At 35.0% G+C, this 19,454-nt stretch carries 17 protein-coding genes and 1 tRNA gene; 13 read left to right on the forward strand and 5 right to left on the reverse strand.

The features are described from left to right. Window positions 1–54 precede the first annotated feature (54 nt). Together dnaN and GS03_RS12830 are read left to right on the forward strand one after the other, a co-directional pair. Window positions 55–1,173, forward strand: coding sequence for a DNA polymerase III subunit beta (dnaN, locus tag GS03_RS12825; protein WP_136152930.1), 1,119 nt, complete (start codon window positions 55–57; stop codon window positions 1,171–1,173). 107 nt (window positions 1,174–1,280) lie between these two features. Continuing rightward, a complete protein-coding gene (locus GS03_RS12830) occupies window positions 1,281–1,970 on the forward strand; it encodes a Lipl32 family lipoprotein (protein ID WP_136152931.1) in 690 nt (229 codons plus the stop codon). Between the two features lie 44 nt (window positions 1,971–2,014). On the opposite strand, the gene GS03_RS12835 is transcribed toward GS03_RS12830, so the two are convergent. After that, entirely contained in the window at window positions 2,015–2,848 is an 834-nt protein-coding gene (locus tag GS03_RS12835) for a universal stress protein (protein ID WP_136152932.1), read from the reverse strand. 172 nt (window positions 2,849–3,020) lie between these two features. Between GS03_RS12835 and mnmE the strand changes: the two genes are divergently transcribed. After that, window positions 3,021–4,421 carry a tRNA uridine-5-carboxymethylaminomethyl(34) synthesis GTPase MnmE gene (mnmE, locus tag GS03_RS12840; RefSeq protein ID WP_136152933.1) on the forward strand — a complete coding sequence of 467 codons (1,401 nt, stop codon included), beginning with the start codon at window positions 3,021–3,023 and terminating at the stop codon, window positions 4,419–4,421. 223 nt (window positions 4,422–4,644) lie between these two features. Beyond that, window positions 4,645–6,459, forward strand: a complete 1,815-nt coding sequence (locus tag GS03_RS12845) for a PAS domain S-box protein (RefSeq protein ID WP_168710311.1) — start codon at window positions 4,645–4,647, stop codon at window positions 6,457–6,459. A 6-nt stretch (window positions 6,460–6,465) separates the two neighbouring features. Here the strand turns inward: GS03_RS12845 and GS03_RS12850 are convergent, their stop codons facing one another. After that, window positions 6,466–8,436, reverse strand: a complete 1,971-nt coding sequence (locus GS03_RS12850; protein ID WP_136152935.1) for an endonuclease — start codon at window positions 8,434–8,436, stop codon at window positions 6,466–6,468. Between the two features lie 197 nt (window positions 8,437–8,633). Here GS03_RS12850 and GS03_RS12855 point away from each other — a divergent pair, with 197 nt between their 5' ends. The 6 genes from GS03_RS12855 to GS03_RS12880 all read left to right on the forward strand — a co-directional run bounded on the left by GS03_RS12855 (window position 8,634) and on the right by GS03_RS12880 (window position 13,193). Beyond that, complete coding sequence (locus tag GS03_RS12855; protein ID WP_136152936.1) at window positions 8,634–9,425, forward strand: sulfite exporter TauE/SafE family protein; 792 nt, start codon at window positions 8,634–8,636, stop codon at window positions 9,423–9,425. A 95-nt stretch (window positions 9,426–9,520) separates the two neighbouring features. Then, window positions 9,521–10,933 (forward strand): MBL fold metallo-hydrolase, encoded by a 1,413-nt coding sequence (locus GS03_RS12860; protein ID WP_136152937.1) that lies wholly within the window; start codon window positions 9,521–9,523, stop codon window positions 10,931–10,933. An 80-nt stretch (window positions 10,934–11,013) separates the two neighbouring features. After that, a complete protein-coding gene (locus GS03_RS12865; RefSeq protein WP_136152938.1) occupies window positions 11,014–11,739 on the forward strand; it encodes a DUF4369 domain-containing protein in 726 nt (241 codons plus the stop codon). 53 nt (window positions 11,740–11,792) lie between these two features. Next, the gene (locus GS03_RS12870; protein WP_246034205.1) at window positions 11,793–12,164 is read left to right on the forward strand and encodes a TlpA family protein disulfide reductase; all 372 of its coding nucleotides are present in this window, start codon (window positions 11,793–11,795) and stop codon (window positions 12,162–12,164) included. A 151-nt stretch (window positions 12,165–12,315) separates the two neighbouring features. Then, a tRNA-Tyr gene (locus GS03_RS12875) sits at window positions 12,316–12,396 on the forward strand. Window positions 12,397–12,653: 257 nt separating this feature from the next. Then, the gene (locus tag GS03_RS12880) at window positions 12,654–13,193 is read left to right on the forward strand and encodes a hypothetical protein (RefSeq protein WP_136152940.1); all 540 of its coding nucleotides are present in this window, start codon (window positions 12,654–12,656) and stop codon (window positions 13,191–13,193) included. Between the two features lie 70 nt (window positions 13,194–13,263). On the opposite strand, the gene GS03_RS12885 is transcribed toward GS03_RS12880, so the two are convergent. Then, window positions 13,264–13,956 (reverse strand): SIMPL domain-containing protein, encoded by a 693-nt coding sequence (locus GS03_RS12885; protein ID WP_136152941.1) that lies wholly within the window; start codon window positions 13,954–13,956, stop codon window positions 13,264–13,266. Window positions 13,957–14,006: 50 nt separating this feature from the next. Beyond that, entirely contained in the window at window positions 14,007–14,648 is a 642-nt protein-coding gene (locus GS03_RS12890) for a rhomboid family intramembrane serine protease (RefSeq protein ID WP_136152942.1), read from the reverse strand. Window positions 14,649–14,751: 103 nt separating this feature from the next. Here GS03_RS12890 and GS03_RS12895 point away from each other — a divergent pair, with 103 nt between their 5' ends. Then, entirely contained in the window at window positions 14,752–15,627 is an 876-nt protein-coding gene (locus GS03_RS12895) for a lysophospholipid acyltransferase family protein (protein WP_136152943.1), read from the forward strand. 9 nt (window positions 15,628–15,636) lie between these two features. Here GS03_RS12895 and GS03_RS12900 read toward each other — a convergent pair whose 3' ends face one another. Continuing rightward, window positions 15,637–17,121: an aminotransferase class V-fold PLP-dependent enzyme gene (locus tag GS03_RS12900; RefSeq protein WP_136153118.1), complete on the reverse strand. Its 1,485-nt coding sequence runs from the start codon at window positions 17,119–17,121 to the stop codon at window positions 15,637–15,639. Between the two features lie 139 nt (window positions 17,122–17,260). Between GS03_RS12900 and GS03_RS12905 the strand changes: the two genes are divergently transcribed. Both GS03_RS12905 and GS03_RS12910 read left to right on the forward strand, forming a co-directional pair. Continuing rightward, window positions 17,261–18,073: a hypothetical protein gene (locus GS03_RS12905; RefSeq protein WP_136152944.1), complete on the forward strand. Its 813-nt coding sequence runs from the start codon at window positions 17,261–17,263 to the stop codon at window positions 18,071–18,073. 5 nt (window positions 18,074–18,078) lie between these two features. After that, a complete protein-coding gene (locus GS03_RS12910) occupies window positions 18,079–19,452 on the forward strand; it encodes a DUF1800 domain-containing protein (RefSeq protein WP_136152945.1) in 1,374 nt (457 codons plus the stop codon). Window positions 19,453–19,454 lie beyond the last annotated feature (2 nt).

Consider the following 19,454-nt stretch of genomic DNA (forward strand, 5'->3'; position numbering starts at 1 on the left):
AAAAACTTTTTGAAATCTATTAGTTTAAGATATATTTGTAAAAATTAAATTCAGATGAAATTTATAGTATCGAGTTCATACTTATTAAAACAACTACAAGTTCTGGGTAGTGTTATCAATAGCAGTAACACTTTGCCTATTTTAGATAACTTCCTATTTGAGTTAGACCATAAAAACTTAAGTGTTTCAGCTTCCGATTTAGAGACAACCATGTCGGCTACTTTAGAAATTGATTCAACCAGCAAAGGAAGCGTTGCTGTTCCTGCGAAATTGTTATTAGACATTCTAAAAACATTTCCTGAGCAACCATTGACTTTCACTGTAGAAGAAAACAGCACTATCGAAATCAGTTCAAATTCGGGTAAATATGCTATTGCTTACGCACCGGGAGAAGAATTTCCAAAATCGGTAAGTTTAGATAATCCATCTTCAACGGTGGTTCCTTCAGAGGTTTTAGCCACAGCGATCAGCAAAACTATTTTTGCTGCCGGAAACGACGATTTACGTCCGGTAATGAGCGGTGTTTTTTTCCAATTCTCTCCTGAAGGTTTGATTTTTGTTGCTACTGATGCACATAAATTAGTGAAATATGCTCGAGCCGATGTGAAAGCTTCGCAAGTTGCTGATTTCATTATGCCAAAGAAACCTTTGAATATTCTGAAAAGCATTCTCGGAACTTCTGATGCTGATGTAACTATAGAATACAACGATTCAAATGCCACTTTCTCTTTCGATAGTTATATTTTGACTTGTCGTTTGATTGATGGAAAGTATCCAAACTACGAAGCGGTAATTCCAAAAGAAAATCCAAATAAATTGATGATTAACCGAGTTTTATTATTGAATTCTGTGCGTCGTGTTGCGATTTTCTCTAACAAAACTACGCATCAAATCCGTTTGAAAATTGCCGGTGCCGAATTGAATATTTCTGCTGAAGATATTGATTACTCAAACAAAGCAGAAGAAAGATTGACTTGCGATTATCAAGGCGATGATATGCAAATCGGATTCAATTCCCGTTTCTTATCTGAAATGTTGACAAATTTAACATCAGACGAAATCCAATTGGAAATGTCAATGCCAAATCGTGCCGGAATTTTAACGCCAATTGATGGCTTAGATGAAGGCGAAACCGTTACCATGCTTGTGATGCCGGTAATGCTGAATAACTAAATATAAACTAACCTTTATACCGAGAAACCGTAATTTCGAAAGAGATTGCGGTTTTTTATTTTTTATTATATATTTGACAACCTAACAATTTAAAAACTATTTAAAACATGAAGAAAAATGTACTTGCTGGATTATTATGTCTTGCTTTTGGAATTACTGCTACGGCTCAAAAACTAGATAAATTTGGGGCTGATTTGGCTAAAAAATCAGTTATGGGAAAAGAAATCAGAGTTCCTTATACGGATTTAACCAGCTATTTTGGATTTATCAAACCAGGTTCAAAACCAGACGAAGTGAAAGGTGGAAAAAAAATGTATTACATCTATGTTTGGGTTCCGGTTGCAGCTCCTGAAATTGGAATCAGAATGATTTCACCTGTGCCTGACAGTGTAAAACCAAGTGAGAAAGATTACCAATCAGCTGACTATACTGCTAATGCCGCAGACACAAAAAGTTTCTTTGATACTTGGGTAACTTTTGAAAGAGCTGACGGGATTTTGAAAATTGAAGATGTAGCTGCTAAAGCAAAATCGGCTTCATGGACAAAAATTGAAAGCAATGACGATTCAGGTGAAATGCCTGCTCAGCCATCAGGAAGCAAGTATAATTCTTTGATGAGAATTACAAGCGATACTTCTAATCCAACAAAATCTTTAGTGATGGGATTATACAGAATCGGATTCACAACTTACAAAACAGGTGAAGTTCAAGGAAGCTTCTTAGCGCAACTAGGTGCTCCAATCAAACTTCCTGGAGTTCAGGTTGCTGTTAATCCTGCAGATATCGTAAAAAAATAATCGTTTTACATAAAGCAAAAAGCTCCGGTTTCCCGGAGCTTTTTTTATTCGTGTAATGCCAGAATTGGCGTTTTGGAATGAAGTGACATTTTCTGTGTAGTTGATGTTGTAAAAAGTTGTGTGAAAAAGTTTTTTTTGTGCATAACCATAGCCAATAAATCAATACTTTGATTTGCTATGAAATCCTCAATTGTTGATTCAATATCATTACTCGGAATGACAAAGAATTCCAAGTTTTTTTCATTTTCAAAGATTGATTCCCAATATTCAATTTTTTCTCCCTGGAAATCTGAATCCACAGTTTTTACATATAAGCATTTTACTTTGGCATTCATTTTTTTGGCTAACGTCAAAACTTCATTCAATGCATAAATTTCATCCTCTTTGTAGCGGGTTCTAAATCCAATAGTTTCTATTTTATGATATTTTGCGTCATGAGCCACACTTAAAACCGGCACTGAAACATCTGAAATAACGCTGCTCGTATTAGTTCCTATAAAAGAATCAAACCAGCCCGAAGCACCATTGGTTCCCATAACAACAAAATCAACATTTTCCTGTCGAACTACTTCCTTGATGCAGGAAATTAAATCGCCATTCATTATTATGTGATTCATGACAATGTCTTCAGCATTATGCTCCTTGGCAATATCTTCAAGCTTTGGCATTTCATTTTTGAAATGATCTGAATTAGCCAATTCTAAAGTGTCATACATTTCAGCATAATTAAGAGGTATAACCTGACTGTCAAGAATCGGTAACTCAAACGTGTGCAGCAAAACCAACTCAGCTTTGTACAATTTGGCCATCTCAATCGCATATACAAAGGCATTTTCAGAGGTTTCTGAAAAATCTAATGGAACGAGTATCTTTTTCATGGTAGGCTGTTTTTTAAATTATACACATAAAATTACGCCTGCATTTTTTAATTAAAAAGTTAATTAAGAGACTCTTAACGAATTAGTTTGTATTTGTAAAAGTTGTCTTAAATCATGTAAAAATCACATCTTAAGTTTTATTATCTTTGCCATTCCGGAATAAAATTTATAAATGATTTCACAAGAAACTATTGTTGCTTTAGCTTCTCCATCTGGTGCTGGTGCCATTGCCGTTATCCGCCTTTCGGGTAAGGAAGCTTTGAGTATCGCTGAGCAAGTATTCCAATCGGTTTCCGGAAAATCTATTTCTAAACAAAAAACACACACGATTCATCTTGGACATATCATTGATGACGGAAAAGTATTTGATCAGGTTTTGCTTTCTATTTTTATAAATCCACATTCGTATACCGGCGAAGATGTTGTTGAGATTTCCTGTCACGGTTCGACTTATATTCAGCAGCAGATTATTCAATTGTTATTGCGAAAAGGTTGCCGAATGGCTCAAGCAGGTGAATTCACATTACGGGCATTTCTTAACGGAAAACTTGACTTATCACAAGCCGAAGCGGTTGCCGATTTAATTTCATCCGATAATGAAGCCAGTCATCAAATTGCGATGCAGCAAATGCGTGGTGGTTTTTCAAATGAAATAGCCAAACTAAGAGAAGAGCTCTTGAATTTTGCATCACTTATCGAACTCGAATTAGACTTTGCCGAAGAAGATGTTGAGTTTGCCGACAGAACTCAGTTTAGTGATTTGTTGAATCGAATTGAATTTGTTTTAAAACGCTTAATCGATTCATTTGCGGTTGGGAATGTCATTAAAAACGGAATTCCGGTAGCTATTGTTGGTGAACCAAATGTTGGAAAATCGACTTTATTGAATGCTTTATTAAATGAAGAAAGAGCCATAGTTTCTGAAATTGCAGGAACGACACGCGACACGATTGAAGACGAATTGGTTATTGGAGGAATTGGATTTCGATTTATTGACACGGCCGGAATTCGGGAAACAAAAGATGTGGTGGAAAGCATTGGTATCAAAAAGACATTTGAAAAAATAGAGCACGCACAGGTTGTTGTTTATCTGTTAGATGGAAGTTGGATGATGGAAGATGGAAGCCACAATATTAAGAAAGTTCAAATCGAGGCAGAAAAAATAAAAAATCAGTTTCCTCTGAAACCATTGATTATTATCGCTAACAAATCGGATAAACTCAGTAGCAGTCAAATTTCGAATCTGAAATCTGAAATTCCAAGTATCTTACTTTTATCTGCCAAGGAAAAAATAGGCATCGATGATTTGAAAACCCAATTGCTTTCGTTTGTAAATACTGGTGCGTTGCGCAATAACGAAACGATAGTAACCAACACGCGTCATTATGATTCGCTTTTAAAAGCTTTGGAAGAAATTCAAAAAGTGAAATTTGGTTTGCAATCCAATCTTTCTTCTGATTTAATGGCAATTGACATCAAACAGGCGCTGTATTACTTTGGTGAAATCACAGGAGAAGTTACCAATGATGAATTATTGGGCAATATTTTTGCAAATTTCTGTATCGGTAAGTAGAAAAACATCTTATGAATTGTTACTATTTTTCTTTATCTTTAGGAACTTTCTTCATCATTAAAAATACAATATGGGGTTTAAGAGAAATTGGACAAAACTTTCAAAGTGGTTTTTAACTAGACCCAATACTTCTGGAACTTTAGTTTTTCTTTTGTTACTTGTATTGGTATCCTTTTTAGTGAAATCCAGATACAATGTTGTTAAGGAAAATCAACGCCGTGAAATGTCGAACATCCTGAATGTCGTCCGACAAAATTTTGAGCAAATCCTTAAAAGCAGTTACGTAACAACCTTAACGCTTGCAATGACTGTAAACGATGAAGGCAAGCCTGAAAATTTTGATAAAATTGCAGCCCAGTTAGTAGATTCAAATCCTTCTATAAATGCTGTTCAACTTGTCCCAAATGGTGTTATCAAATATGTTTATCCATTAAAGGCAAATGAAGCTGCTATTGGTTATGATATCCTACATAGCTCAAAAGTAAAAGATGAAGCACTCAAATCAATCGAAACCAAACTAATCTATTTTGCAGGACCACTTGAGTTAAAACAAGGCGGAATGGGTGTTGTGGGAAGATTACCTATTTTTAAGGAAAATAAATTTTGGGGATTTTCAGCAGTAATTATCCGACTCGAAACCTTGATAAAAGCCTCGGGCATTGAATCCATTGATGATTCAAAATATTATTTTCAGTTTTCAAAAATTAATCCCACCTCTAAAAAGGAAGAGTTTTTTCTTTCGAACAAAAAGGAATTTTCGGAGTACTATTTTCAAACTGTTATCATTCCAGATGGCGATTGGAAATTATATTTGATTACAAGGGAAAAAAATGCGTTGTTATATCAAATATTTACCTCAAGTTGTTTGGGATTTTTATTATCATTAATCTGTGCACTTTGGGTAGTTTCTATCATGAAAAAACCTGCTCAATTGCAAAAAAAGGTTTTTCAGCAGGCTAAAAAAATTCACGACAGTGAAGTAGAATTCAAGACCTTATTTGAACAGGCACCATTGGGAATTGCTAAAGTTGATAGTCAGACAGGAGATTTTATTACTGTCAACAGTGAGTTTTGCAGAATAGTGGGTTATCCTGAAGACGAGCTCACAAATTATAATTTCCAAAAGATTACACATCCGGATGATTTAGAAGAATATGTAAATTGCTTAAATAAACTCAAAGATGGCAGTATGCAGGAATTTGCGTTGGAAAAAAGATATTTACATAAATCAGGCAGAACGGTTTGGGTTAACCTGATTGTTTCCAAATTATGGAAATCAGATGAAAAAGCAAGCAGCAATATTGCTATAATTGAAGACATCACCGAAAAGAAAAAAGCTGAAGAAGAACTCAAGCAATCATTCCAATTAGTCTCAGACCAAAACAAAAGACTACTGAATTTCTCCTATATTGTTTCTCACAATCTAAGGTCTCACACCAGTAATATTAAGACTATTTCTGATTTTTTGGAAGAAGCAGAGACAAAAGAAGAACGAGATGAAATGATAGGTTTGTTAAAAAAAGTTTCCGAATCGCTCAATGAAACAATGTATAACCTAAATGAAGTAGTCAGCATAAGAACAAATATCACTCTAAATACAGAACATCTTAATCTTTGGGAATATATTGAAAAAGCAAAAAAAATCCTAGGGCAACAAGTTCTCAAACAGGAAGCTACAGTTCAAAATTTGGTTCCTAAAACCATAGAAATCAATTACAATAAAGCCTATCTTGAAAGCATACTTTTCAACCTTATTTCCAATGCAATCCGCTATTGTCATAAAGACAGAAAACCTGTAATAATCCTTTCATTTGATGAGGAAACAAAATCATTGAAAATTAAGGATAACGGAATAGGCATTGATCTAAAGAAAAATGGTGAAAAGCTTTTTGGCATGTACAAAACTTTCAACGATAATCCCGATTCAAAAGGGATTGGACTATTCCTCGTTAAAAATCAGATTGATGCCATGGGAGGAACTATTAAAGTGGAAAGCAAGTTGGGCGAAGGAACTACATTTATAATTTATTTCAAGTAATCAATCTTAGTCTATCACTATCTTCTTAGTCACTACTTTAGCATCAGCCGTTATTTTTACTAAATAAATTCCGGAAGCGAGATTTAGATTTAAACTTGTTTCACCCGTAAAATTTTGCTCAAAAACCTTTTGTCCAAGAGTAGAAAACATTTCAATTTTTGCATCCGTTGTAATGCCATAAACAGTAATGTTATTTTTTGCAGGATTTGGATACAGTACAACTTTAGCAGCATCAAAATCGGTTGTTGACAATGGCGCAAACCAAGACTGACCAACATTTGCTCCAAAAACATAGTCCGCCAAAGTTGGATAATCTATAAACGGATTTCTGTTTACCTGCCAGGTATAGATGAAATTGTTTCTATTCATTTCAAAATCATCTCTTGGATCAGAATTATTCCAAGCTAACAGTGTTGTTAAGTCACCTATTTGCCCAACAATATTTTCATTTGGATTACCATTGACCACATTCAGCCCGTTGTATCGCACTGCCATATAAAAACAAGCACGAGCCACATCGCCTTTCCAACTGCTGGTTGGTGTAGCTACTGGTCCATTATAATCAACACCATAATTTCGATTACCTCTTGAAGAATTTTCCTGACCATCAACCGCTCTCAAATGATGCGCATCAGATAATCCGGCACCAATATCATCAGGGCCGGTCGAAGACCAAACATTGATACCATCAGGCGGTAAATTATACAAATCACCATAATTCCCTCTTGACTGGCAATAAATGTGTTCCCTATTCCATTTTCCAATAATGCTGCTACTTGTTTGATAATCTATTTTAGAACGAGGCTGCTCCGTGTAGATTAACCAAACCTGATTGCTATTCTCCGGGTTTTGATCGGCAGTTTTTAATATGTTGATTATATCGCCATAAGTGTGCGCACGAACAACAGATGGATTGGCAATAATATCTTGTATGGCTTGCTTTAAAACTGCTCCTGATTTTCCTTCCAAAGAAGCATAATAACCCGCTGGAGCAGTACTCGAAATATTTCCATAAGTTGGATTTGCCGGAGTACCAAAAGGCAATGTTGTAAAGTTTATATCAACAACTCTAATTATATTGTTATTATTAAGTACAATATAATTAGAAGGCACTGTTCCAATGGAAACTTCCATTTCTTCATCACCATCATTCGTTGCATCGTTCAAAATTTGAATTACGGTTGACCCTGTTGATGCTCCGTTTGGAATAGTTATGTTTAGATTTCCTGTAAAATCAGCTGAATTAAACGAACCATTATTTAATGTTATTGTGAAATTCAAATCAGAAGTTACAGCAGTATCCGTTGCAAATGTAAGCGTTATGCTCTGTCCTTCAGAAATTGAGTTTGTCGGACTGAAAGAAGTTGTGATTCCGTTATAAATAATTCCGGTACCATCATTATTGGCTCTTGGTGTTGGCGCTTTTACTTCGTATGTTCCATCCGATTTTCTTTGAATTGATTGTGTTGCTGCCTGACTATTTGCATTTTCATTATAACTAACTGTTTCGCCTAAAGCTGTCATTAAAGCTGTAGCAGAAGTTGTCCCGTTATTGCCATACACCAAAGCATCAATCAAATTGGTAGTTGTTCCGGCAGTGTTTGTTGGAAAATCAGTCGCTTCTCCTAAATAAATGGCTACTGCGTCAGGACCGTGCTGAATAGAAGACTGTGGGATCGTTAAGGAAGCGGCAGGAATCAGTAAAGGGTTTCCTATTACTACATTCCCATTACCATCGGTAACCAATCCGTCTAAATCGACGGTAAAATAGCTAAGATTCGTCAAGCCAGAAGAGCTTCCATTAAAGCAAACCAGGACATAGCCATTCAAAGCCATAAAAGGTGTTGTAGATTTTAATTCGACAAACTGTTTGGTATCAGTTGACGGTGTATCTGCATCGAGTTCATTAATAACAATTTGGGCATTACTTACTGAAAAAACAGTAAGCGCCATAAGGAGCAGTATTTTTTTTAACATTATTCTTAAATTGTGGTCTACAAATATATTTATAAGAAAAAGTAAAATCATAATTACCTCTCTTAATTAACCATAAAAATGCTCCAAAAGGAATTTAATAAGGAAAAAACTTAAAAATTAGTAACCATAAACTTTCAAAAAACTAAACCGTGTTTTTTAATACAATTACACTATTTTTACAACATTAATCTTTAGTAGTGTTAGAACTTTTTGGATATATCGGAGCTTTATTTATTGGGATAGTATTAGGAATTACAGGCGGTGGTGGTTCGATACTAACGGTTCCAATATTGGTTTACATTCTAAAATATGATCCAATAATTGCGACAGCTTATTCCTTATTTATTGTTGGAACTACTTCCGGATTTGGAACGTATCAAAATTTTAAAAAAGGTTTTGTTGTTCCAAAAACAGCTTTGCAATTTGCTATTCCTTCGGTGATTGGAGTTTATATAACACGAAAGTTTATTGTTCCAAAAATACCGGAAACTATATTTTATTTTGGCTCCATTCAATTATCAAAAGATACTTTTTTGATGTTGCTTTTTGCAATCGTTATGTTTATGGCTGCCTATTCAATGCTGAAAGACGAAAATGAAACTGGCGTTGTTATTTATAAAGCTAAATCTATTGTACTTGTATTTATTCAACTATTCTTTGTTGGGATTTTAATTGGATTGATTGGTGCCGGTGGTGGTTTTTTAATCATCCCTGCCCTATTGAAATTTGCCAAATTACCGATGAAGACTGCCATTGGAACTTCACTGTTTATAATTACCATTAATTCGTTAATTGGATTTACAGGTGATATTCAAAATATGGAAATCGATTGGCTTTTTCTGATTCCGTTTACAACCTTTTCTGTGATTGGAATTTTTATCGGTCTTTATATTCAACATTATATCAATGAAAAGCATTTGAAAAAAATATTTGGTTTTTTTGTTTTGATAATGTCATTCTTTATTCTCTACAAAGAACTTTTATCATAAAGTATTCTAAATTCATTGCTTACTTTTGTAGGTATCTTTAATTTTGCGCATTCGATACCAATAAATCGAATGTTACTACATAAAACATTTTTCTTATGAAAATAGAACAAATATACACCGGATGCATTGCCCAGGCAGCTTATTATCTTGAAAGCAATGGTGAAGCGGCTATTTTTGATCCGCTACGTGAAGTGCAGCCTTATTTGGACAGAGCCAAAAAAGACAATGCCAAAATTAAATACATTTTTGAAACACATTTTCATGCTGATTTTGTCTCCGGACACATCGATTTAGCAGGGAAAAGTGGCGGAGAAATTGTATATGGTCCAACCGCAAATCCCGAATTTAAAGCCATAATCGCTACCGATAACCAAGAGTTTAAAGTGGGCAATTATACTGTAAAAGCGATACATACTCCGGGACATACGTTAGAAAGCACTTGCTATTTACTGATTGATGAAAATGGAAAAAATCACGGAATCATTACCGGTGATACTTTATTTATTGGTGATGTTGGCCGACCTGATTTGGCTCAGGCCTTAGTAGAAGATTTAACACAGGAAAAATTGGCGGGTTATCTTTTTGATTCATTGCGAAATAAAATTATGCCATTGGCTGATGATTTGATTGTTTATCCAAGTCATGGTGCCGGAAGTGCTTGTGGCAAAAATATGAGTAAAGAAACGACCGATACTCTAGGCAACCAAAAGAGAACGAATTATGCATTGCGGGCTGATATGACCAAAGAAGAATTTACTAAAGAATTGCTTGATGGTTTAGGTCTTCCACCAGCTTATTTTCCTCAAAACGTAATGCTGAATATCAAAGGATATGACAGTTTGGACAGCATTATTGAAAAGAGCAACATCGGGCTTTCTCCAAGAGAATTTGAAGCCGTTGCCAATCAGGGTGACGTTGTGATTTTGGATGTCAGACATGAAAATGATTTTGTAAAAGCACATATTCCGAACTCGATATTTATTGGCATTCAGGGAAATTTTGCACCTTGGGTTGGTTCAATGCTTCGCGATGTTAATCAAAAACTACTACTTGTCATTCCGGAAGGAAGAGAAGAAGAAACCATCACCCGACTGTCACGTGTTGGTTTTGACCATGTTTTGGGTTATCTTAAAGATGGTATTGATGCATGGAAAAAAGCCGGTTTCGAAACAGATAGTATTCATTCTATTTCACCTGAACAATTTGCCGGCGAAATAAACTCGAAAAGTATCATAGTTGACGCCAGAAAACCCGGTGAATACGAAGCAGAACATGTTGAAAATGCAATCAATCTTCCTTTGGACAACATTAATGAGAACTTCCAAAGTGTTCCAAAAGGAGAAAATTTCTATTTGCATTGTGCCGGTGGCTATCGTTCAGTGATTATGGCATCGATTTTAAAATCGCGCGGAATTCACAATCTTATCAATGTTGAAAAAGGAATGAACGGTATTAAACAAACAACTGTAAGTTGTACAAAATTCGAATGTCCATCCACAAAAAAATAAATCAAAAAAAAGTTAAATAACTGATTGTTCATTAGGCAAATTAAATACATTTGCATTCGTAAAAAATTTAAAACAAAAAAATGAAAAAAATACTTCTTTTAGTAGCTGTTGCCGTAGTTCTGTTTTCATGTAAGAACTTAGGTGAAGGTGAATATGAAATTACAGGAAATGTAAAAGGAATGAAAACCGGTTTAGTTTTTCTTGAAAAACAAAACCCAATGGGAATGGGAGCAATGGCAATTGATACTGTAAAAATTGTTGACGGAAAATTTGAAATCAAAGGAAAAACTGCAGAACCGGAAATTCATTTTCTTCAAATTGATAAAGTAGACGGTAAAGTTCCTTTTATTCTTGAAGGTGGTGAAATTGCAATTACCGTTGATAAAGACAGCTTATTCAAATCTAAATCTTCAGGTACATACAGCAATGATGAGTTTACTAAATTCAATGAAGAATCTACTAAAATTCAAAAAAAGATGCAAAAGGATGTTATGGCTTTTCAAATGAAAAACATGGCCGTAATGAATGAAGCTCAGCAAAACAAAGATACGGCAACAATAAGCCGATTGAGAAAAGAGTATGATGTAGTTCAAAAACCAATAACTGATTACACTTTTGGTTACCCAAAAACGCACCCAAAATCTTTCATCAGTGTTTTGATTGTACAAATGATGTCTAACAATCCTAAATTTGCCAAGGATATTGATGGGCTTTACAACTCACTTGATGAGTCATTGAAAAAAACAAAACCAGGAAAGGCAATCAAGGCAAATCTTGATATAAAAAAAAAGCAAGTAGCAAAGTAGTCCGTGTTGGTCAACCAGCACCAGACTTTAAAGCACCAACGCCGGAAGGAAAGCTGGTTTCTTTAAAAGAAAGTTTGGGAAAAGCAACTTTGATTGATTTTTGGGCATCATGGTGTGGACCTTGTAGGCAAGAAAATCCAAATGTTGTAGCGCTTTACAATGAGTTTCACAACAAAGGACTAAACATCATAAGTGTCTCGCTGGATGAAGATGCTGCCGATTGGAAAGAAGCGATTGCAGAAGATAAATTAACTTGGACGCATGTTTCTAACCTGAAAGAAATGAAAGATCCAATTGCATTGCAATATGGCGTTACTCAAATTCCGACTACATTTTTGTTAGATGTTTCAGGAAAAGTTGTTGCAGTTGATTTAAGAGGCGAAGCTTTAAATGCAAAAGTTAAAAAGCTTTTAAATATAAAATGATACTAATTTAGTACTATATAGAAAAAATCTCCTTCGGGAGATTTTTTATTTTACTTAAAACCAAAACGTTAAGAAAAGGCTGGTGAATTAGTTATTTTTTTATTTGTTAAGCTGAAAAGTGTTTTTATATTTGCAACCGCTACAGGCAAATGGGGAGATACTCAAGCGGCCAACGAGGGCAGACTGTAAATCTGCTGTGAGAACTTCGCAGGTTCGAATCCTGCTCTCCCCACGAATAAATACATCAATAAGGAAAAACGCCAAGTTTACTTGAGCGTTTTTTTGTTTGATGTATTTTCAGAGCGTAGCTCTGCAGGAAGGACGAAGTCAATCCTGCCTTGCAAAGCAAAATCCTGCTCTCCCCACAAGAAATCTAAAAACAGGCTCAACGAAGTTAATCCTGAACACTGTTAAAATATTTTGAGTTTTTCATCTTTAACTTTTTTTAAATTATAAAAACTTATATTTGAGTTCTTAAAATCTGACACTATGAAATCAAAATTAACTTTCTGTTCATTACTGGCACTCTCAATTGCATTCATTTCCTGTAAAAAAGAAGACGCCAAAACCGAAACTGAAGCAGTTACAACAGAGACAACCCAACAGCCGGTAATAGTACCAAACGTACAACCAATTCCCGCTCAAACAACCTATACGCAACCAACACAGCAGGTCAGTATGCCTGTGCAAAACACACCACAAACAGTAACTCAGACTCCAGTTGTAACTAAACCCGGAATGAATCCACCTCATGGGCAAGCCGGACACAGATGTGATATTCAGGTTGGAGCTCCTTTAAACTCTCCGGTTGCGAAAGCGGCTACACCAACTGCAACTCCAGGAAAGCCATCATATACCACAACGACTACATCTACTCCAAACCCTACATCAACAACTCCGGTAGCAGGAACTCCTGAATTATTAAAAGCAACTACGCCTGTTGTTACAGCACCGGGAATGAATCCGCCACACGGACAAGAAGGTCATAGATGTGATATTGCTGTCGGACAACCATTGCCAAAATCATAAGCTTATTTTAAAATCATAAAAAAACTCCTCAAGAAATTGAGGAGTTTTTTTTATATAAGTAATTGACTTTTTATTCCAATGCGAAAGTTACACTTACGTTTGTATTTATTTCTAATTCGCCAACAGCTAATGTTTCTCTCTGTGCGCCTCCATCTGCTGCCATTGCCATCATTCCACCTTTATACATTGGCTGCGGAATATAAGTTTGAGAGTTATCCGTAATCAGCAATGCTTTACCCACTTTCTGATTGAGAACTGAAACATAATCCTGTGCTTTTTGTTTGGCATTCTGAATTGCTTTTTTTCTGGCTTCTCTTTCATAATCTTCCATTTTAGACGATTTGAATTCGACTCCATTAATGGAATTTACTCCTGCATCGTTTAATTCCATCATGATATCATCATATTTTGATAAATCTTTAAGTGTAATGCTCAGGTTTTGACTTGCTTGAAAATTATATTTCTTTTTCTCGTAATCATAGCTTTTATATAAGCTTACGTTATTGGTCTTGTAATCGGTAGCAGGAATGCCTGATTTCTTTAAAAACTTAATCACTTTATCTACTACTTCATCATTCAAAGTTTTTACCTCTTTGGCATCTTTCCCTGAATTCTGAAAACCAACAGTTACAACCGCTTGATCCGGAACTATTTTTACTTTTCCTTCACCCGTAACCGAAATTTGTGGCACCTGATTTTTTTGTTCTTGTGCTTGTACTGCTATAGCCAAAAAAGTTGCTATAATTAAAAATGACTTCTTCATAATATTTTTTTTATTTGATTGTTGGTTCCGTTTTTCAAAAGTTGTGCCAATTATAATTTCCCCATTTTGGCCATTACAAAAAGAATGATTATGGGTATCGCCAAAAGAATAACCATAAAAGTGCTTTGTTCAAAAAGTATTGGTTCTTTTAACAACGTAATAGCATAACCGCCAATGGCTCCACCAAAGTGCGCTGTATGCCCAATATTATCTGTCCTTGACTTCATTCCGTAAATAGAATATAACAAATAGGCTATTCCGAATATATAAGCCGGCATTGGTATAATTCCGAAAATGCCAATAACCATATCCGGATACAATAGTATAGCCGAATAGATAATTCCTGTAACCGCACCCGAAGCTCCAACGGCACGGTAATTATATTCATTGCCATGAAAAACCATCGTCAATAAACTTCCAAAAATTAAACTCCCGGCATATATTAACAGAAAGGTCAAATTTCCTAATGTTTCCGTTATTACTGGAGCGAAAGAATATAATGCAATCATGTTAAACGCCAAATGAACAATATCAGCATGGAGAAAGGCAGAAGAAATCATTCTTATTTGTTCTCCGGCACGAATGCTTCCAACATGAAACTGGTACTTTCTAAAAAAAGATTCGTCGTTAAATCCTTTGATACTAAACAAAACATTGGCTCCAATAATTGCCAAGATAAATAGGTTATCCATTATTTGAAATATTTCAGTAAAAATAATAATACTTCCGCAGCAATTGTTAAATAGAATACGTTAAAATAACTTTAAACTTTATATTTGCATAAAATTACAGTAGATGCAATTACTTCTTTTTATTCTTGTCTATCCAATCATTTGGCTGATTTCCATACTTCCATTTCGATTACTTTATATTTTTTCTGATTTTGTGTGTTTTTTGGTTTATCCTGTTTTTGGCTACCGTAAAAAAGTTGTCCGGGAAAACATTGCCAGGGCTTTGCCTCATTTATCCGAAAAAGAAAGATTAAGCATTGAGAAAAAATTCTATAGTCATATGTGCGATATGTTTTTGGAAATGATTAAAACCATGAACATTTCTCAAAAAGAAATGGAAAAACGATTTGTGTTTACCAATCTGGATTTATATCGTGATTTGGAAAAAAAAGGAAAAAGCATCGCTTTGCTTTGTGCTCATTATGCTTCATACGAATGGGCTGTTTCTATGAATTATCATATCACATTTGAAGGCTATGGAATTTATAAAAAGATCAACAATAAGTATTTTGACAAATTAATAAAAAACATTCGTTCAAAGTTCAATGCTACTCTACTCAACACCCGGGAAACTATTCCGACTATTGAACGAAATTATAAAAACAATCATTTAAGTGTTTATGGTTTAGCAAGCGATCAATCGCCACAAGCCAGCAAAGCATACCATTGGGCTAAGTTCATGGGAATCGAAACACCTGTTCATACCGGTGCTGAAATGCTTGCCAAACGTTTTGATATGAATGTAATTTTTTTGAAAAACAAAAAAGTAAAACGTGGTTACTACGAAGCTACGTTTGAACTTATGGCTGATAATCCGAAAGAGGTACCAAACTATGAAATCTCTGAAGACTTTTTGAGAAGGGTTGAAAAACAAATCTATGAAGCTCCTGAGTTTTATTTGTGGACACACAAACGTTGGAAACACAAGAAGAAAAAATAGTGTTGAGTCTTAGAATTTAAACCAAGATTTCACCATAGTTTTTTCCTGATTTAAAGCTTTATTGTGGGCAAATTCATTGGTTACGGGATTATACTGATACTCTTTTGCCCATTCCTGATGATGCTTTGCTAAAGCTTTGATGCTGTCACAAACCATTTGAATTTCTTCTGAAGTTGTTGTTGGATGAATAGACATTCTGATCCATCCCGGTTTTTTAATTAAATCTCCCGAAGTAATTTGACAAACCAAATCATGTGATGTTTTTTGGTCAACATGTAGCAAGTAATGTCCGTAAGTTCCGGCGCAACTACAACCACCACGTGTTTGAATTCCGAATTTATCGTTCAATAATTTTACCCCCAAATTAAAGTGTAAATCATCAATATAAAAAGAAATCACTCCTAACCTTTCCTGATGCTGATTGGCCAAAATGTGAATATTGTCAATAGTATTCAATTCTGAAAAAACATAATCAACGATTTCGTGTTCTCTGTCCAGAATATTTTTGACTCCCATTTGCTCTTTCAACTGAATGGCTAAAGCCGTTTTTATCACCTGAAGAAAACCCGGAGTTCCGCCATCTTCCCTATCTTCAATATTGTCAATGTATTTATGTTCACCCCAAGGATTCGTCCAGCTTACGGTTCCGCCGCCTGGACAATCAGGCACATTATTATGGTACAGATTTTTATTAAAAACCAAAACTCCGGAAGTTCCCGGCCCACCTAAAAACTTGTGAGGTGAAAAGAAAATGGCGTCTAAATAACTTTCATCATCCGGATGCATATCAATGTCTACATAAGGTCCCGAACAGGCAAAATCTACAAAGCAAACACCGTTGTTTTGATGCATAATTTTGGCTACCTCATGATACGGAGTTCTAATTCCGGTAACATTAGAACACGATGTAATTGAGGCAATTTTAAAACTTCGGTCTTTGTATTTTCTCAATGATTCTTTGAATTCTTCCAGACAAAACAATCCTTCTTCGTTTGCCGGAAGAATAACAACATCAGCTATGGTCTCTAACCACGATGTTTGATTAGAATGATGTTCCATGTGCGAAATAAAAACAACTGGTTTTAATTCCTTTGGAATCGCAATGAACTCTTTAAGATTTTCCGGCACTTTCAATCCAAGAATACGTTGAAACTTATTGACAACACCTGTCATTCCGGTTCCGGTATTGATTAAAACATCATTCTCATTGGCGTTTACGTGTTGCTTTATAATGCGCTTTGCTTCATGGTATGCCATCGTCATGGCTGTTCCTGAAACGGTAGTTTCTGTATGTGTGTTGGCCACAAAAGGGCCAAATTCGTTTATTAGTTTTTCTTCAATTGGACGGTACAATCTACCACTGGCAGTCCAATCCGTATAGATAATTTTCTTTTTCCCAAAAGGCGTTTCAAACTCTTGGTCAATGCCAATAATGTTCTGGCGAAATTGCTGAAAATAGTGTTCTAGTTTTGTTTCGGTTGCTGTGGTAATCATTCTGTAACAATTTGGTTTCAAAGATACATTATTTTTAATTTTAGTGTAAAATAATTGGACTTCTTTGACAAATCCACAAATTGCTGTTCTCATTTAAACCTTAACTTTGTCATAGAGTCTTAAACCAAAATCTATTTTTATGAAAAATAAAGTTATGTTGCTTTTGGTTATTCTAGGAATAACAACAGCTTTCTCCCAGGAAGATACTCGTCCGGTAAATACAGGTGATGATTTTAGCTTAGAAGGTGCATTAGAATTGTTCAAAAATTCTAATTCATTGGAAGAATTTGAAAAAAGTATGAATCAGGAAAATAATCAAGTCAATAATCTTGACTTAGACGGTGATGGTCAAACGGACTACATCAATGTAGAAGACATCAAGGAAAATGATTCACACGTCATTATCATGAGCACCTATCTTACTGAAACAGAAAAGCAAGATATCGCCATCATTGCTCTTGAAAAAACAGGTGATGGTAAAGCGGTACTTCAAATTGAAGGCAATGAAGATTTGTTCCCAAAAAACACTTTATTAGAACCTTCAACTGAAGAAAAAGGAGCAGTTCAAAATTTAAAAGCAGAATCCAATGTTGCCGTAATTGAAAATGCATCGCCAACCGTTAATGTTTGGTTATGGCCAAGTGTTCGTTACTTATATGCTCCAACTTATGTCGTTTGGGTTTCACCATATCGATGGAGAGTTTACCCAAGATGGTGGAAACCTTGGAGACCCATTTCACATCCTGTTTTTTATGCCCATAGAAATCACTACCGAACTTATTATCGACCAGTTACTGTTCGTCGTGTTTCAGCTGTTCGCACTGTCTATTATCCAAGACGACATTCGTCAACATTAGTAGTGCATAATCGAAGAGGAACAACTGTAATTCATAAAAACAAAAGAGGCAACGTAAAAACTGTCAAAGTAAGAAGAACAAGAGTTAGAAGATAACCATCATGAACAAGAACACACTTTGGTCACTTCGATTAGGGTTTTCCGGAAAACAAAGTAAATCCATAGAGCAATTGGGATTGTCAAAATTCCTGGACAAATCCTTTTCTTCTTCTTTTGATAAAAAAGTACCGAGTTTGTTGGACAACAGTCCTAAATCATTAAAAGAATTAAAAGCCAAACGCCAGGAAATTAAAAGTTCAAATGCTACCAATGTAAAGGAATTATTGAAAGTTGAGCTTCAGGTACAACAGGAATTAAAAGCTTGGTGGCTGCAAAAAATGATTGCTGATGAATTTCCGCTACGCGAAAAAATGACTTGCTTTTGGCATAATCATTTTGTTTCTACTTTTCAAAAAGTGAAAGTAAATCATTGGGTTTACCAACACAATCAAACTCTTAGGGAAAATGCTTTTGGGAATTTCAAAACACTAACCAAAAAGATGATTCGTACCAATGCTATGGTTCGCTATTTAGACAATGTTGACAATAAAAGAGATAAAATCAATGAAAATCTAAGTAGAGAATTATTGGAACTTTTCACACTTGGCATTGGCAATTATACCGAAGATGATATTAAAAATGGCGCTAAAGGTTTGGCCGGACTTAACATAGGTGAAAACGAAGCACAATACAGATCGTTTCAAGAGAACGATGACACGATTACCTATTTTGGAAAAACCGGAAAATTCAAAGCTGATGAAATGATTGATATCATTTTTGAACAAAAAGCGATTCCTTATTTGATTACACAAAAAATATTGAAATGGTTTATTTATGATACTCCTTCAGAAGAATTGGTTCGTTATTATGGTGATTATTTTAGAAAAGTGGATTTTGAAATCAAACCGTTATTAACTAAAATATTTACTGAAGAGTTTCCAAAAGACAACGCCGGAAGCAAAATAAAAGACCCGCTGGTTTATATTATACAATTGATGAATGAACTGAATATAGAACAATCAAATCTGAAATTATTGGCTTTTTATTTGAAACAACAAGGAATGGACTTATTCAATCAACCCAATGTTAAAGGATGGAATGGTGGCAAAGAATGGTTGAGTTCACAAGTGTATTTACAACGAAATAATGCTGCCGATTTATTGTGCAACGGAAAAAATATAAGCAAAAAAGCACAGTATATGGATAATGAAAATCAGTTGGTAAAAGTTTCCTTAAACTGGACAAAATCGGGCAATAATAAAACTATCATAGCCGAACTGCAAAATCGATTACTGTTTCAAGCCGATGAAAATATGCAGAAAGATTGGGAAACGATTTTAAAATACGATTTCAATCCAAAGGCAGAAGGCGCAGATAACGCTGTGATGCGTTTGTTTAATAACATGATAAAAACACCTGAATTTCAAATAATATAGTC

Origin of the sequence: Flavobacterium sangjuense (assembly GCF_004797125.1) — a bacterium.
GTDB lineage: Bacteria > Bacteroidota > Bacteroidia > Flavobacteriales > Flavobacteriaceae > Flavobacterium > Flavobacterium sangjuense.